The organism is Alteromonas sp. C1M14, from assembly GCF_018860965.1.
Lineage (GTDB): Bacteria > Pseudomonadota > Gammaproteobacteria > Enterobacterales > Alteromonadaceae > Alteromonas.
In genome coordinates this window covers 434681-450935 of record NZ_JAHKQF010000008.1, presented here as the reverse complement: position 1 = coordinate 450935, position 16255 = coordinate 434681, and the positions used below count along the sequence as shown (strand labels likewise).

At 41.5% G+C, this 16255-nt stretch carries 19 protein-coding genes; 7 read left to right on the top strand and 12 right to left on the bottom strand.

What is annotated here, in order from left to right; genetic code table 11:
• Window positions 1-346: 346 nt before the first annotated feature.
• From KO501_RS06685 to KO501_RS06655, 7 genes are all read right to left on the bottom strand, one after another.
• Window positions 347-3460, bottom strand: coding sequence for a CusA/CzcA family heavy metal efflux RND transporter (locus KO501_RS06685; protein ID WP_216028856.1), 3114 nt, complete (start codon window positions 3458-3460; stop codon window positions 347-349).
• 53 nt (window positions 3461-3513) lie between these two features.
• Window positions 3514-4452, bottom strand: a complete 939-nt coding sequence (locus KO501_RS06680; protein WP_216028855.1) for an efflux RND transporter periplasmic adaptor subunit — start codon at window positions 4450-4452, stop codon at window positions 3514-3516.
• Window positions 4449-5717, bottom strand: coding sequence for a TolC family protein (locus KO501_RS06675; RefSeq protein ID WP_216029064.1), 1269 nt, complete (start codon window positions 5715-5717; stop codon window positions 4449-4451). Before KO501_RS06675 ends, KO501_RS06680 begins: the two co-directional genes overlap by 4 nt.
• Before the next feature lie 125 nt (window positions 5718-5842).
• Window positions 5843-6238 (bottom strand): hypothetical protein, encoded by a 396-nt coding sequence (locus KO501_RS06670; protein WP_057790219.1) that lies wholly within the window; start codon window positions 6236-6238, stop codon window positions 5843-5845.
• Between the two features lie 87 nt (window positions 6239-6325).
• Window positions 6326-7210, bottom strand: a complete 885-nt coding sequence (locus tag KO501_RS06665) for a cation diffusion facilitator family transporter (protein ID WP_057790217.1) — start codon at window positions 7208-7210, stop codon at window positions 6326-6328.
• The gene (locus KO501_RS06660; protein ID WP_057790215.1) at window positions 7203-7562 is read right to left on the bottom strand and encodes a DUF3703 domain-containing protein; all 360 of its coding nucleotides are present in this window, start codon (window positions 7560-7562) and stop codon (window positions 7203-7205) included. The genes KO501_RS06665 and KO501_RS06660 overlap by 8 nt, the downstream gene beginning before the upstream one ends.
• Window positions 7559-8194, bottom strand: a complete 636-nt coding sequence (locus KO501_RS06655; RefSeq protein WP_216028854.1) for a cation transporter — start codon at window positions 8192-8194, stop codon at window positions 7559-7561. Before KO501_RS06655 ends, KO501_RS06660 begins: the two co-directional genes overlap by 4 nt.
• Window positions 8195-8275: 81 nt before the next feature.
• Here KO501_RS06655 and cadR point away from each other — a divergent pair, with 81 nt between their 5' ends.
• Window positions 8276-8665, top strand: coding sequence for a Cd(II)/Pb(II)-responsive transcriptional regulator (cadR, locus tag KO501_RS06650; RefSeq protein ID WP_159609836.1), 390 nt, complete (start codon window positions 8276-8278; stop codon window positions 8663-8665).
• A 312-nt stretch (window positions 8666-8977) separates the two neighbouring features.
• On the opposite strand, the gene KO501_RS06645 is transcribed toward cadR, so the two are convergent.
• The 4 genes from KO501_RS06645 to KO501_RS06630 form a co-directional block, all read right to left on the bottom strand.
• Window positions 8978-9214 carry a hypothetical protein gene (locus KO501_RS06645; protein WP_216028853.1) on the bottom strand — a complete coding sequence of 79 codons (237 nt, stop codon included), beginning with the start codon at window positions 9212-9214 and terminating at the stop codon, window positions 8978-8980.
• A gap of 103 nt (window positions 9215-9317) precedes the next feature.
• On the bottom strand, window positions 9318-9518 hold the full coding sequence (locus KO501_RS06640; RefSeq protein WP_216028852.1) for a hypothetical protein: 201 nt from the start codon (window positions 9516-9518) through the stop codon (window positions 9318-9320).
• 42 nt (window positions 9519-9560) lie between these two features.
• A complete protein-coding gene (locus tag KO501_RS06635) occupies window positions 9561-10934 on the bottom strand; it encodes a HipA domain-containing protein (RefSeq protein WP_216028851.1) in 1374 nt (457 codons plus the stop codon).
• Window positions 10927-11298, bottom strand: coding sequence for a hypothetical protein (locus KO501_RS06630; protein WP_216028850.1), 372 nt, complete (start codon window positions 11296-11298; stop codon window positions 10927-10929). Before KO501_RS06630 ends, KO501_RS06635 begins: the two co-directional genes overlap by 8 nt.
• Before the next feature lie 188 nt (window positions 11299-11486).
• On the opposite strand from KO501_RS06630, the gene KO501_RS06625 reads away from it, so the two are divergent.
• The 6 genes from KO501_RS06625 (at window position 11487) to smrA (ending at window position 15871) form a co-directional block, all read left to right on the top strand.
• Window positions 11487-11729, top strand: coding sequence for a helix-turn-helix transcriptional regulator (locus tag KO501_RS06625; protein ID WP_216028849.1), 243 nt, complete (start codon window positions 11487-11489; stop codon window positions 11727-11729).
• 108 nt (window positions 11730-11837) lie between these two features.
• Window positions 11838-11996, top strand: a complete 159-nt coding sequence (locus KO501_RS06620) for a hypothetical protein (RefSeq protein ID WP_216028848.1) — start codon at window positions 11838-11840, stop codon at window positions 11994-11996.
• Entirely contained in the window at window positions 11997-12536 is a 540-nt protein-coding gene (locus KO501_RS06615; protein ID WP_216028847.1) for an ABC-three component system protein, read from the top strand.
• Window positions 12536-13039 carry an ABC-three component system middle component 5 gene (locus KO501_RS06610; RefSeq protein WP_354667816.1) on the top strand — a complete coding sequence of 168 codons (504 nt, stop codon included), beginning with the start codon at window positions 12536-12538 and terminating at the stop codon, window positions 13037-13039. Before KO501_RS06615 ends, KO501_RS06610 begins: the two co-directional genes overlap by 1 nt.
• Entirely contained in the window at window positions 13029-14927 is a 1899-nt protein-coding gene (locus KO501_RS06605; protein ID WP_216028845.1) for an AAA family ATPase, read from the top strand. The genes KO501_RS06610 and KO501_RS06605 overlap by 11 nt, the downstream gene beginning before the upstream one ends.
• Window positions 14928-15283: 356 nt before the next feature.
• On the top strand, window positions 15284-15871 hold the full coding sequence (gene smrA, locus KO501_RS06600; RefSeq protein ID WP_216028844.1) for a DNA endonuclease SmrA: 588 nt from the start codon (window positions 15284-15286) through the stop codon (window positions 15869-15871).
• A gap of 153 nt (window positions 15872-16024) precedes the next feature.
• Here the strand turns inward: smrA and KO501_RS06595 are convergent, their stop codons facing one another.
• Window positions 16025-16171 (bottom strand): hypothetical protein, encoded by a 147-nt coding sequence (locus tag KO501_RS06595; RefSeq protein WP_216028843.1) that lies wholly within the window; start codon window positions 16169-16171, stop codon window positions 16025-16027.
• Window positions 16172-16255: the final 84 nt, after the last annotated feature.

The window sequence follows — 16255 nt, the reverse complement described above, 5'->3', positions numbered from 1 at the left end:
GACACTTTTGTTCGAGAGTTTCGACTTAAACTGACAGGTAGCAAAAGACAAGGAGCGGACGTTCAGGTATTAATTCATGAGATTCTGCATTTTGCCAATTGCAGCCGTTTAAAAGAAGTTCTCTGGAAGGCAGATGTGAACCTAAGTGGACAGACGAGCGTTAAACCTGCCGAAGATGTTTATGTCATTCGCGGATCTTCATTCCACCTTGATTGAAATAGTGGCAATCGTAGCATTCTGGACAATCAGTTCCTTATTGGTGGACACACTATCCAGTGATCATTTTCAATTATTTTGAATTTTAAGACGAAAAGCACCGTATCTTCTTAAATACGGTGCTTAACAATCACACTTTCGTTGATTTCGAATGCATTACCCGATACAAAATAGGCAAAACGACCAATGTTAGAATGGTCGATGAGATGATCCCGCCAATCACTACCGTTGCCAACGGTCTTTGCACTTCAGCCCCCGTTCCGATATTAAGTGCCATGGGAATAAAGCCTAAACTTGCTACCAGTGCCGTCATCAAAACCGGACGCAATCTTGTGATAGCCCCGTCAACGATCGAGTTAATTAAGTCACCTGTTTCTAGTACTCGCTGTTTAATAAATGACAACATCACTAAGCCGTTTAGTACCGCAATACCAGAGAGCGCAATAAACCCGACTCCGGCAGATATAGACAGTGGCATGTCACGCATCCAGAGCGCGAAGACACCTCCCGTTAAGGCTAAAGGCACGCCAGTGAAGATGATCAAGGCATCACGAAATGAGCCAAACACCACCACTAGTAACACAAGTATTAGAAATAGCGTGGCAGGCACCACGATAGACAGTCGCTGACTGGCACTTTCAAGTTGCTCAAACGTGCCACCATAATCCAGCCAGTAGCCTGCGGGCAGTGCAACCTGTTCGGTTATTTTGATTTTTGCTTCGTCAACAAAACTCCCTAAGTCGCGTTCTCTGACATTGGCGGTAACCACGACTCTGCGCTTACCGTTTTCTCGACTGATTTGATTGGGAACAGACGAGTAACTCAGTGTAGCGACTTCTGATAACGGTACAAATTCCCCATCGGATGTAATAATAGGAGTGCTGCCAATAGCATCTAAATCGGTGCGAATACCTTCATCAAATCGCACAAGCAACTCGAATCGTCTATCTCCCTCAAAAATTAAGCCAGCGGTATTACCCCCGATGGCCGACGCCAACCACTCCTGCAAGTCGGCGACGTCCAACCCATAACGTGCCAACTCGACTGGCTTAGGATTGATAGTGAAGATAGGGATATCATCGACCTGCTCAAGTCGTGCATCCGCCACGCCGTCTATTGATTGCAAAACCGTTAAGATGTCGTTTGCAGAGGCAACAAGCGTGGTTAAATCATCTCCAAAGACTTTAATGCCAAGATCAGCTCTCACTCCACTTATCAACTCGTTAAAGCGCATTTGAATAGGTTGGGTAAATTCATAGTTGTTGCCTGTCACCGCTTGTAAGTCTCGCTCAAGGGTTTCTACGAAATCCGCTTTTGACAAAGTTGGATCTGGCCACTGCGCACGTGGTTTTAGCATCACAAAGGTATCGGTTACGTTGGGCGGCATCGCATCGGTAGCTACTTCTGCTGTACCGGTTTTCGCAAACACTGTGAGTACCTGCTCATATTCCATCAAGGTAGATTCAAGCGTCTTTTGCATGGCGACGGCTTGTTCTATACCAGTGCCAGGAATACGCATAGCGTGTAGCGCAATGTCACCTTCATCAAGCTGGGGAACAAACTCAGAGCCTAGTCGCGTTGCCAGCCATAAGCTGCCTACTACTAGCACGACTGAGCCGACAATCACTATCCAGCGCAATTTCAGTGCAATATGAATGATGGGGCGATAGGCGGATTTGGCTGCAACAATAATGAAGCTTTCTTTTTCACTGACTTTTCCGCCCATGAACATCGCGACTGCCGCTGGTACAATGGTAATGGAGAACAGCATCGCTGCTATCAGCGCCATGATGACCGTTGCCGCCATTGGCTGAAACATCTTGCCCTCAACGCCTGTCAATGAGAACAGGGGGATATACACCACAGTAATAATCAATACACCGAACAAGCTAGGACGAATGACTTCGTTGGTCGCTTGAAAAACCAGCTCAAGCCTTTCTTTAAGTTGCAGAACACCATTTGTTCGTTTCTGTGACTCGGATAGTCGCCGGATACAGTTCTCTACGATGATTACCGCACCATCGACAATTAATCCAAAATCCAATGCACCAAGGCTCATCAGATTGGCAGACACACCGGTATTAACCATCCCTGTGATGGTCGCCAACATCGCTAGCGGAATAACTGCCGCAGTGATGAGCGCGGCGCGAATATTGCCAAGTAATATGAACAAAATCACTATGACTAATAACGCCCCTTCTACTAAATTCTTCTGAACCGTGTCGATAGCTTTATCGACCAGTAGGGTGCGGTCGTAGACTGGCTCAATGACAATACCATCAGGTAAGCTGGATTGGATGTCTTTCACCTTCTTGGCAACTGATTGGGCAACGGCTCGTGAGTTTTCGCCGACAAGCATCATTGCGGTACCTAAAACGGTCTCTTCACCTTCCTGTGTTGCCGCACCGGTTCTCAGCTCTTTGCCAATAGCTACACTACCAATGTCTTTCACCGCAACGGGGACAGTATTAATGCGTTTTATTACCACATTTTCTATATCGCTAAGTGTCTGGAGCTGACCTTGTGAGCGCACCAATATTTGTTGTCCATTGCGCTCAACAAACCCCGCTCCCTGATTCGCGTTGCTTCGCTCCAGAGCAAGATGGATATCTCCTAGACTAATGTCAAAATTTAGCATTTTCTGTGGTTCAGGATTCACATGATATTGCTTTACGTAACCACCAATGGCGTTTACTTCTGTGATCCCTTTAACGAGTGCAAGCTGAGGTTTTACTATCCAGTCATGAATTTCCCTAAGAGCCATTGCGTCATATGGCTCACCATTTTTTTGCACGGCACTTTGATCAGCTCGTAAGGTATACATATAGATTTCGCCCAATCCCGTAGCGATAGGACCCATTTCTGGCTCTAAACCTTCAGGTAGCTGACTTTTGATTGCTCCTAGTCGCGTATTGATGAGATTACGCGCAAAATATAGATCAGTGCCTTCATCAAATACTGCTGTTACCTGAGATAGCCCATAGCGGGATAAAGAGCGGGTGTAGGATAGTTCAGGCAATCCCGCCAATGCTGTTTCTACTACAAACGTGATCCGTTGCTCGGTTTCCAAGGGCGAATAACCCGGTGCTTGTGTATTGATTTGCACTTGCACGTTGGTGATATCAGGTACCGCATCAATAGGTAATTTTTGGTAACTGAATAGCCCCATTCCCAGCACAAGAAAAATTAGCATCAACATTAAACCTCGACGCTCAATAGACAAACGCAGTATTGACTCAATCATGTGTTTGTCTCCCAATATTTAGGGCGATAGACCAGACAGATAGTCTTGCGTGATTAATGATCATGACCAGCCTCCGACTTTTCTAAATCGGCTTTAAATAGATAACTATTCTGGCTGACAATGACATCTGCAATATGCAGGCCTGATAACACTTCGATATTGTTACTATCTTGTTGACCAAGCATAACGGGAACGGGATGGTATTCCTCACCTTCTTTAACAAATACTACAGATGTCCCTTCAAATTCTTGAATCGCAGCTTTAGGTACCATCATGGCGACATCAAGTTTGTTGATTGTGACCAGACCTTTGATAGCTGCGCCAACAGGCCACCTACCTGACGTGTTGGCAATTTTTGCGTAAGCCAAGACGTAAGGCTTTTCATCGGGTGATGGTAAAATATGCTGAATAGTTGTGTTTAACTTTGCCTCTGACAAACTAAGCTGAACGCTTTGTTGGTCAGCTATCTCTGAGAGTTGTTGTGGGAAAATCTTAAGCTGCGCCCACACATCCTCGTAGTTGGCGATTGAAAATAACACTTGTCCATTAGATAACTCGCCTTCATTGGCATGCCTCGCAATCACGCTTCCTGAAAACGGTGCTGTAACGGGGTAGCTTTTCAAGCTTTCGTTGGATTCAACGATTGCCAGTGTCTCGCCTTTTTTGACTTTGTAACCCAGATTTGCGTTGACTTTAGTCACCATACCGTCGAACCGGGCGCGGACATGACTCAGTGAAGCCGGGTCGGTCACCACATTTCCGTAAACGGTAGTGGTGATATTGAGTTGTCCTGCACTCACTTTTTGTGTCACCACACCCATTTTTTGCGCCATATTGTCAGATATAAGCACAAATTCAGCGTTGTGGGTATCTTCATCCCTATGTTCGCCTTCTGATGCGTATATTGGACGACTTATAAGCAATATGAACACACTGCATGTTATGAAAGTTCGCAGGGGGTTTTGTGTCTTGATTACTGTTTTGTTATTCATTGATTTTTACTCGAAGAAGATGTGACATTTGCATCAGCAAGCGGTTGCGCAGTGAGTGATTCAATATCCGCCCCCCGCTGATGTGCTTGTTTGGCAGACTGAATTAAGGCTTGCTTGGCATTAAGTAGTTCTTGACGGGTGCTGACCCACTCAAAATAACTAAAACGCCCATTGATATAGGCTTGTTCTACCAATTTCAGCGCTTGAACTAACGGCGGGATAATCGAGTCTTGTAGTGTCTGCACATTGAGCAGCGCATTATTTCTCGCTACTAGCGCCATATTTAGTTGATGGTAAAGGTTTTGGGTTGCAGACTGTTTTTGTTGTTCCAATTGCCCTTGAACAGCCCGTTGTTTTTCATACTCACCAAGGTTTCGACTTGCCGCAAACAACGGCATGCTGACACCTGCTACGAAAGCGGTATCATCAATGCTATTTATACGTTTTATTCCCGCTGTCCAGCTTAAATCTGATTGATTAGCTGCTTGAGTAAGGCGGACTTGAGATGCCTGCAATCTCGATTCTTTCGTATAGACCTCAAGATTGGGACTGTTCAATAGTGTGTTGAAAAGCGAGGTTAATGAAGGAGATGATTGCAGTGTAAATAAGTCACCCTCAACACCAGTAAAAGTAGGATTTTTTTCCCCCCACATAATAGCCAGACTTTTTATCATGGCTTGCTTAGTCTGCTGTGCCGTCACCACATCCAGTCTGGCTCTTGCCAGTGCAGCTTCAGCACGTTGCTGTTCAAATACTGGAGATGCTCCCGCATCCACACGTTTTGTGACCGCGTGATAGGTATATCGGGCAAGAGTTTCTGTCTCTTGTTGTGCGTCAATTAGCGCTTGTTGCGCTAAGACATCGATGTAGCGACGTGTCACTTCAGCTAAAACATCCAAGGTTTGCACTTGTTTTTGTGCTTCGACTAAGGTGGATTGCGCCTTAGTAAACTCCTTACGTGAGTTGAGTTTATTGCCCAATTCAATGACCGACGACAATGTGAGAGTCATCTCGGTGTCCTTAGTTCCTGAGACATCTCCTGTACCTAAGAAGTTTTCTAGTTCAATACCGGCTGTAACCTCAGGTTTGAGAGACGCCGTTTTAATTTCCCCCTCAACTGCTTGTTGCCTATATGTGAACTCATGCAATTCTGGCGAATTAGTTAATGTACGCTGTATGGCGCTTTGCAACGTTATTTCTAGATTGTTGGTACTGTTTGTTTGTGCTACTACCACGGTGTGTGTTGTCAAAAGGACAATCATCATGGAAACCACCCAAGCGTGCACACGCACAGGACTATTCAATGAAAATTTCATTGTTGTTTTATTCCTAAATTATCAAAAATATATATCGCCAAGTTGTTGGCGAACGGTGTTTGATTAGTTCAGGGTTATGCTTTAGGTGGGCGTAACAATTGTGTGACGGGCCCTTCTATTACTTTCGTTAAGTAATAGAAACCGTGATGGGTGGTAACAGAATCGAGTTCGATGCCATTGCTGTTTCCAAGCCAGTGAGCATGGGTTCCGTGACAATGACCACAGTGGTGGCAATCAGCGGGATTATGAGAAATATCTACGGTGATTTTATCAGCATTGGGTTGTTCGTTAGATTGCTGTTGAACAAGCGCCTTCGCAGAAACAGTGTTATCTCCCGCCTGATGTTCGTGTATTTCGCTTAGATGTTGCGAGTCGATAACATGAAAATCCAAGGAATTAGCGACAGCCGAAAACGACTGAAACAAAATCAGCGAAATCAACAGGTAACTTGCCACCCTTACACTAAACATATCTATCTTCTCTCATCATGTTTATGTTAACAGCTTATCGAACTAAGGCCAATCGACCAACCAAAACAAAGTATTTCAACCATTACATTACTTATCACGGCAATCTTCACTGGCAAATTCAATTTCAATGGTAGTGTGCACAAAGTCAAATTCACCAAGGTCGTGACGAAATTCGTCTTTGAGTGTTCTCAATTGAGAAATCGAAACATCTTGTTTCAACACCACATGTGCCGTCATGACGCTATGTTCACCGTCCAAAGACCAGATATGAAAATGATGTATATCCGCCACATCAGCGTTTGACATAAGTACTTTACGCACTTTCACCATCTGCGTCGTATCTGGCGTGCCTTGCAAGAATAACAACAAGGTTTCTTTTAGATTTCTGACGACATTAAATAAAATGAATAATGTAAAGCCAATAGATAAAATGGGATCCAAAATTGCCCATGGCTTGAACATCAGCACAATCGATACGATCAGCACTGCCACCCAACCCAATACATCTTCAAGTAAGTGCCAGTTTAAGATACGTTCGTTTAAGGAGCTCCCTTCGCTAAGTTTATATGCGGCAAAACCATTTACCGCGATACCAAATATCGAAAGCATTAACATACCTTCCACTTGCGGCATTTCAGGTGCTGAAAGCCTAGGTATGGCCTCGAACAAAATCCATATTGAGCCTATAGTTAAAACAATTCCGTTGATCAAAGCGCCTAACAGCGAAAATCGTTTATAACCATATGAAAATGTGGTATTCGCTTCTTTATCGCTTAGCTTGTTCAATCCCCATGCAGTGCCAATAGATAAACTATCGCCCAAATCATGTACTGCGTCAGCCATTATGGCCGTGCTGTTTGTCAGCCATCCGCCAATAAATTCAATGATAGTAAATACGACATTCAAGAAAAATGCCCAGCCAATGCGTTTTGAAGCGCTGTTATTACTGTGACTGTGGTTATGATTATGCATGATTGATTTTGTCCAATATCGCTTGATTTTTAGCACTTACCGGTAGTCGTTTGAATGGACTGATATTAGTGCCACCTGTGTTCCCTTTGGGTACAAGGCCGATAGCGGTTTTGGTTGCAGCACCAATTATTCTTATAACTTGTCCAAAAACGGCTCTCCAATCTTTGTTTAGAAAACCATGTCGCAGCATTTTATAATGGATTAAACAATGATAATAAGTAGAGTGCTGACCAATTACATGCGCATCCTCCAGCGCTGCAAATGCCTGCCTCTCATTATTGTTAGACATTGCATCTGAGTAATCGGTTAATTTGGAATCGATATGCGGCTTAACGGCTTTATTGTATGTCATAGTGGATCACCCGCTTTACATTTCTGTACTTCGTTATTAAGTGATTCCTGCTTGGCGTCTTTCAGGATCATCCACGCTCCGCGTAGCACGACTATTGACACTATACAGCCGATAACCAGATCCGGCATTCTGCTATCAAGCCATACCACTAGAACACCGGCGATGATGACACCCATGTTGGCAATGACATCGTTAGCTGAAAAAATCCAGCTGGCTCGCATATGAACTTCGTCGTTTTTATGATTACGAATAATCACCAAGCAAGCGACGTTTGCAATGAGTGCAATGAACCCCATTCCTATCATTAATGATGAGATAGGCTCACTGCCCAAGAATAATCTTCTGGTAATATCAATGAGAATGATCACGCCCAGCAACAGCTGAAAGTAACCACTGATTTGCGCAGCTTTGGCTTTGTAAAGTATAGATTGACCCACAGCATAAATACCTATGCCGTATACAACCGCATCCGCTAGCATATCCATAGAGTCTGCTATCAAGGCAGTAGAGTCAGCCAAAATACCAACGGTCATCTCAACGAAAAACATCGTCGCATTGATGCCAAGCAGCCAATACAAAACCCGTTTTTGTGAGGCATCTTTGATTTCCACTTCACAGCCGCAACCACTCATTGTTCAACTCTTATTCCCAAAATTATAGGTACAGTGTAAAGTCTATATTTAGTATAGAGTCAACAACAAAAAGGCGCGTTTATGAAAATAGGTGAGCTATCAAAAAAAAGTGGGTGTTCTATTCAGACGATCCGTTTTTATGAAAAACAGGATTTGTTTGAGGCTTGCAATCGCAGTGAAGGCAACTATAGAATTTACGACGCGTCATCGTTGAGAGCACTGCGATTCATTAAGCAATGTCGCTCATTAGATTTGACTATAATAGAAATTAAACAGCTGTTGGATACGAAAAATAATCCCGACAAAAGTTGTTCTAGTGTGAACAATTTGATCCATCAACATATGGTTGACGTCACACATCGCATTGCAGAGCTTGAGGAGCTAAAACTTACACTATCTGAGATGGCCTCGGCATGCACAGATGATAGAAAAGTTAAAGAGTGTGGGGTATTGCAGTTACTTGAAAAGTGATACTCATATCTACAAGTATTATAGTTTTACGCTTGCCTACTTTCTTAGCACAGTCGATTGTCATCAATTATAAATTGATGATCCACGATTCGCTCGAAGCTGACAATAGTCAAATAAAAGATGCGTCCGCTACCTCCGACATAGCGGCCAGAGGACTCAGATCGTTTGAATGTCCGTTGATCGCTCATTGGAGAAGTTGGCTTTTCGTAATGCCAACGTCCGCTTTACGTACACAAGAGACAGTCAGATTTTCTTCAGCTCTTATCACTGAAAGTGTCAGGTTAAGTTGTGACTAATCCAGTTCAACTAAAGTCACTTTTCATCTCCGCTGCGCGTTTTACCGGTTTCTTTTGCTAGACTCTCGAATGCCTTAGCAAGCCGTTTCTTGTGAACGAGGGTAGTTCTTTTTGTCCATTTCCCTAACTCAACCTCTAATTGCTTTTGTTCTTCAACATTGCTTCCTTTAGGCGAAATAAATAAAGATAAGTCAGTAACCAATGTTTGCTTTGCAAACTCGTCTTTATATTCATCATCTTTATTTTTGCTCATCGAACTTTCCAAATTGATTAATCTGCGTTCTACGTAAAACTAGTTAGTTGAAAGCTTTGTTAGTGGTCATGAAATATTTACTGCGCAATTCAGCCAACTGCTATCAACTTCGCTCTTCTTGCCGCTTTATGAGTTGAGAAATGAGCTTAATGATATCGGCCGCGTCTTCCGCGTTAGCTGTAACAACACCATCAGTGCCATAAAAATAACTCACTGAGCCATTTGTCGAGACAACACAGCCTGCGAGAGGATTATCCAACAAGCTTTTGCACATATCAGCACAAGGATTCTGCTTCTCAGCCATGACCTATTCCTTTATTAAGGTGATGCAACTTTATGAATAAATTCATAAAAGTGCCTTTTTGACCTCATCAAACAGGGAAGTTTGATGAAGAAAATAGTCCGCACGTTGATTAATCATTATTATTAATTGAGCTAAGTTTTCCAATTCAGCTTTTGACATTGATTCATCTGAACAAAGCACAGGCGTCGCCAAACGTTTGCAGTCGAGGGCAACTTGTTCAACTACTGTTTTTAGCTGTGTTGGGGTTACATCCACCTCCTCAGCAAATGAGAGTAGATGAAATGCAGTAATGTTGCTCGAATCAAATTCATCCCCTATTGCCATAGCTAAATCAGTATCTAGGTTATTGATTCGTCTCGCTTCAAAGACAATCGATAAAATATCGTAAAATGGGGCCAGACTAATGCCATTTATATCCATGAAAAAACTGATGTTCTTACCGTGAGCATCGCTATTTCCGACTACAAGATTAAATGCAACCCAGTAAAGCATCTGCATGACATTTTGATGAGAAAACTCATGCTGACGGGCGAAAGCAAAAAGCGCTTTTAAACTCGCGCCATCACGGCAATGAGCTACATCGGGATGGCGGCCAAAAATCTGCTCGTATTTATGTTCAGGCAGCAAATTTAATGCCTGGCAACCGTCGATAATGTGGAGTTTGCGTATAGTGCCATTAGATAACGCCTCTCTATCGAATCTCTCAATTGAAATGGCGCTGTGTTTGGACTTTCCATGTGAATCAAAAACACGAAGTAACTCAACAGATGCTACTTCAAGGCCTATAGCCTTGGCCAAACGCATACACAAGAGCTCGTTCAATATAATTGTGGAGTGCTCTTCTTCGGCAAATTTAATGATATGAGTAGATGGAAACTCTTTGTTGGCCAACCAAAAAGATCTGTCGCTCTTGTGGTGAACGTTTAGTTTTTTCTGAACCCCTGCCACATTTAATCTGAACTGATTGTTCCAGATGACCACATTCGAAAATGTATCAAGCCTTTTGCTTAGCATTTGGCTGGTTAGTTCAAGGTACGCTGGTGTAACTGATTCTCGAGATTCAAAATGCAGAATACCAGCACTCTCTCCGAGAACGTGGTTTAGCATACCTGAAACGGAAAGACGAGATATGTTGAAAGCGTTCAATAGGCATTTAAGGCCAGTACCTTCAGGCAGAAGGTTTTGGATAAAGCGGTTGATATCGTTTTCTTCAACGTCTCTTCCAACATTAATGTGGGGCGAAATATCAAATCCGTCTAACATCCATTTGTCATCATAAATGAAAGAACAGTGCATTGATGACTTAAATGTCAAAACACCCACTTTGTGTTGTTCAGCAAAAACATCGAGCACATATGGCTCGAAATCTAGAGAAAAATTTCGGATCGTTCTAGTTTCCATTTCTGGGTTAGCCATCAGAATATTTCAAAAAGCTAGATTTATAATTTTTTAATTCTTCTTTCATTTTAACTTTTTCAACTCGTGCCCATTGCGCTCGTACATCGGATAAGGTGCGCTCCATTTCAACTTCTAGATTTCGTTGTACTCTCCCCTCTTTTAGCGCTTCCAAGTAGAGCGAAATTCGCGGGTTATTTTGTAAAATGAAACCGTTTTCAACTACCAATATATTCTTCTTGAGATCAATTCTTTTGGACCAGAAAGTACGATTATTGATGCAACTAAAAATGCGATAATGCAGGTCCCCGACACTGCTGACGAGTTTAAAAGCAGTCCAACTATCAGTATTTAAACTTAACTCATGATTCAATCTGTTCAGCATAACACACACTCCCCTGTCAATTTATAAACCTCCGACATCCTCTCTAACTCATGCCTACCCATACCAATTTGCCTTTTGCCAGATAACATCATTTCCGAATATTAAGTCGATAATGATCAAAAATTTTGTGGGCTTAACGGCATTGTCCCCGAATTGGGGACTAAAGGCAATAGCCTCATAATAGCCCGATGATTAAGCATATAAACGATCCGCGTTATGAAGCCGTTATACGATGGCTTGTAAATGCGAGGCAGCAGAAAGGACTTACAGTCCGTCAGTTGGCTGCTCTTATTGATGAATCACATCAATTTGTGAACAAAGTAGAAACATGTCAGCGAAGATTGAATGTTTTCGAGTATGTCCAATATTGTGAAGCGTTAGGGCTAACTCCTGGCGATGGGCTAAACCTGTTAAAAACAAAGAAAGGGTAGTTTCTAGAGTTGCATTTGCTTCATTTTGAAGGATAGAAAGGGACTTGTTTCGGCAAATCTAAATCAGTACAAGGTATACTCAGGCTAACTGGATTAAAAGGAAACAACATGGACTTAATTTCAATAGGTTTAATAATAGTGGCTGTTCTAGCAGTGTTGGGGCTTGGTATTAAGGTTGCTATCAGCTTTAAAGGTGGTAGCAAAAGCACTATCAAAAATGTGAAAGCTGGCGGTGACGTCGTGGGTAGAGATAAGGTCCACAAGTAGATGTTGAGTTGGCTCAAAAATATTCGCGCAGGAGGTGATGTTGTAGGAAGGGATAAGATCACAAATATCCTCCCCACACCTACACAGGTTGATTTGCTTTCTCAGAAGTATGTTGAAGAAAAGTCAAATCAGGAAATGACCCATGTGATTATTGATGAACTTACTCACTACAGTAATGAAAGACATGACATTAGAGATTTGACAGAAAAGCTTCATGATGCCGGTTTTGATTATATGATTGAAACGGGTGAGTCGTTAAAAGAAGAAGTCAGTAAATTAATCATTCGGAATCAACATTACAAATCTGCCCAGAAAATAATAACTTATTTATTAGCTGAAGTTGAATCGATATTTAATGCAAAAATCAAAACTGAACTACTTACAGTTAACGAGGAATCAGCTCTCAAACTATTATTTCGAACTCATTTAGAATGTGAGATTCAAACTCATCTTGGAGAAAATGTTTTAGAAATATATAACCGCCAGATCAATGGAATGGTTTATTTCCTTACCGGAAACTGTCACTTGGAGTGGAAATAATGCTTCTTTATAACAAAGCACTAGATGCAAATCACACTTTGTTACGCATGACAGCACTTCTTGCTTCATGGAATACCGAAACGGTTGAAGTTGAAGCTCTTCGATTATTTGACTTTTTGATTGCAAATCCCGGCCATATCCACAAACTCTCTGTACCGAAAGGTAAATTTTTAGAGAAGAAAGAGTTTAAAAGTTATAGCAATCGATATCAAAACTTTGATCCCAAAAGTCTATTCAATGCAATGAAGGAAATTCACTGTTTAGTTATTGAGCGTCTTGTTGAGATAGGGATTTTAAAGCTCGAATCAAAGATGTCCTATTATCACGTATTACTCGAAAATATACCTGATGAATTGAAATTATTAGCAGAGTCAAAAGATAACAGCATTTCTATACAAGCTATCGATTTTATTGTGAAAAATTTGACAAAGATCTCTGTAACCGGACCTGAAGGATTAAAAAAAATAACAAATTTAATGGATTACAAATACGATGTTAATTAAACCCACTTTGAAGGTAGACAGGCTTCATGTAAAGCGAGGCTCACAAGTTGCCTTTGATGAAACTTTCCATTCAGGTGTCAATGTATTATTTGGTCATAATGGCTCGGGGAAGACTTCAGTTATTCAGTTGTTAATGTATGGGTTAGGTTATGAAGTCCCTAATTGGAAAGATGAAGCTGGTCAATGTGACAATGTTTACGTTGGGCTATCAATTAACGGTAGCCCTTTAACCGTAAGACGTAAAAATAACGGTTCAGATAAGCAGTCAATGGATTTTTGTTTTGCGGATATGGAAATAGCTTTGCAAGCTCCTATTACGAACTGGCTCAATTATCCGTACTCAATCGGTACAAAGCCTAGTTTTTCACAGCAAATGTTTGATGTGATGGGGATACCTGAGGCTAAAGCCGATGCAAATAATAATAACGTAACATTACACCAGATATTTCGCCTTATATATGCAGATCAATCCAACAACTCTAGCGCAATTTTTAATAGCGAACCATTTGATTCAGCCTTTAAAAGAGAGTCCGTTGGAAGGTACTTACTAGGCCTGTATGACAATGAATTATATGAGGCCAAAATCAAGTTGGTCGAAGCAGAAAAAAAGCTGCAAAAAGTAGTAGCGAAGCTTCAGGCTATTCAATCTGTAATAGGTAAAACCTCTTTCGGGGAGGAGGTTGGCACATTAGAAGAACAGAAAAAATCTATCTTAACTGAAATAGCCTCAATAAATGTTGAGATATTGAAGGCCAAAGAAGAATCAATCATTTCATACGGCGCAGAAAAGAAAGAAACTGAATCATCCGCTAAAAATAGTGTTGCGATTAAAAATAAGTTATTAGAAGTTGAAACTGAGATACAGCAGTTAAATTACAATATACTTGATTCAGAAGAGTTCGTGTCAGAACTATTGGATAAAAAATGTTCAATAACTGATTCTATTAAAGTTGGGGAATTAATAGATGGATTTAAATTTTCATCCTGCCCAAGTTGCCATAAGCCTGTGAAAGAGAAGGCTAAAGAATGTTGCTCTTTGTGCGGCGAGCCGAGTGATTCAACCGATAGTTCCAATAGTTTATTAAGAATGAAGAATGAAATCGAAATTCAACTTCGAGAGTCAGAAAAGCTTTTGGTTAAAAAGAAAGGTAAATTAGTTGAGCTAGCAAAAAAGCGTAACGAACTAAGGACAGCTTTTAGAAAGCAAGTTACTAAAATAACTGCAACTATAAGTTCTGTTGATTCGAATAGAGAGAAACAAATTTTTGAATTTTATCGGCAAACTGGTGAGCTTGAAGAAAAGCTGCAAACTTTAGATAAAATTGCAGAGTTACATCAATCGTTACTTGAATTGCGCTCTGAGAGAGATACTTTTCAGTCTGAATTTAATCTATCAAAAGATAAAATCGAACTAATTGAAAAGCAAAAACTGAAACGTGAGCCCGAAATTAAAGAACTAATCTCTGAGAAGCTTTGTAGTTTGCTGCGTAAAGACAATGGAGCTGAAAAAGAATTTAAAGATGCAAAATATGTTGAGTTTGACTTCGCAGCGAATAGTGTATCTGTTAACGGAAAAACTGCCTTTTCAGAGAGTGGAACGGTTCTGCTAAATAATGCATTCCACGTAGCCTTGCTAATGGCTTCTTTAGAAAAAAATTACGTTCGATTACCAAGAATATTAGTTTTAGATGGTATTGAAAATGGAGGGATGGAAGATGAGCGCTCTCAAAATTTTCAAAAGATTGTAGCTGAAGCTTTGTCGGTATATAAGGCAGACTATCAGTTAATTTTTGCCACAAAGAATGTAGATGGAAGCTTGAAGTCGACTACATACATGATTGGTGAAGAATATAGCGAAACAAACCAGACGTTAAAATCATTCGATTAGTAACAATTATGCACTAAGTGCAGTAATAATGATTTTGCATACATGTTCTAAAGGTGCTTTTAATATGAGCTTTCACTCACTCACACAGTGTTTTAATATGTGTTTCTATAGGATATAACAGTTCGATTCCAGCTAGGGACGCCAGGTGCTGTCTTGGGCTTCAGCCAACCATTGGGACATACGTTCCGGCCACCTAGGCCATCCGTTTATCGACTCAAATACCCCGCCACTAATCCGATTATTTTTTGCACAAAAAGATCCGCAAAGATTGCAACCTACTATAAAGTTTAGGCACAATGCCCCAATGCATAAGCTGAGCATCTTTGTCTGCCCAGTCAAAACATTCAGGAGGGGTTATGCACCACCCGCAAAGTGACGATGATCTACGTTCTTTCATGGAAGAAATGGACGATGTAAAGCGCATAGCTTCCAACGACAAGGTGTTTGTTCATAACCCTCAAGACAGTGTGGCGAAGAAAGCCAAACGAGCGGCATTATCGGTGGATAAAGATCCCCTTTTCAACCCCTTGAGCATGGAAGGGGTAAAGCCGGTTAAGCCCGATGATTTTATTGCCTTTCAGCAACCCGGTATTCAAGACGGCGTATTTAAAAACCTCCGATTAGGCAAATACGATATCGAGCAGCGCATCACACTAAGCGGGACGCCCCTTAAAACCTGTCGAGATTTACTGTTTCAGTCACTAAAACTGGCCCATGAGAAAGGGGGGCGGGCGTTATTAATTCAGCATGGCAAGGGAGAACACAGCCAGCCCTTTCCCGCGTTGAAAAAAAGTTACGTTAACCATTGGCTAGCTGAATTGGATTTTGTCATTGCCTGGCATACCGCCCAGCCTATGCACGGCGGGTTTGGCGCCACCTACGTACTGCTTAAAAAGCATCCGCAACAAAAACTAATTAACCGAGAAAAAAATCGTAAACGATGACCATGGTGTAACCCACAGAAAGAAAATGTGATCGTTGTGAAAAACAGTGAAAAAAGAAAAGAAGGTTAAATAAAGTGGCGGCACCAACAAACAGACCGTTATGCTAAAAACATAAAACCGGTAAATTTGTTCTTACCACCACCATATTATTTATTATTTTGCAGATTGCTCAACGTTCGACGACGTCTCTGTGTTAATTTCTGCCGAGCTGGCAGAAGAACTGAAGACGGCGGTCAAAATCATGAACAACACTGCAACAGCCACACCGGTTAAACCGAATCCCTTATTAGAACGATACATATTCGTCTCTTATTATTTCGTCAATAATGGATCACACGACCCAAATTAGATCTCAATGTCTTCCCTATCTACGAATTTGCCATC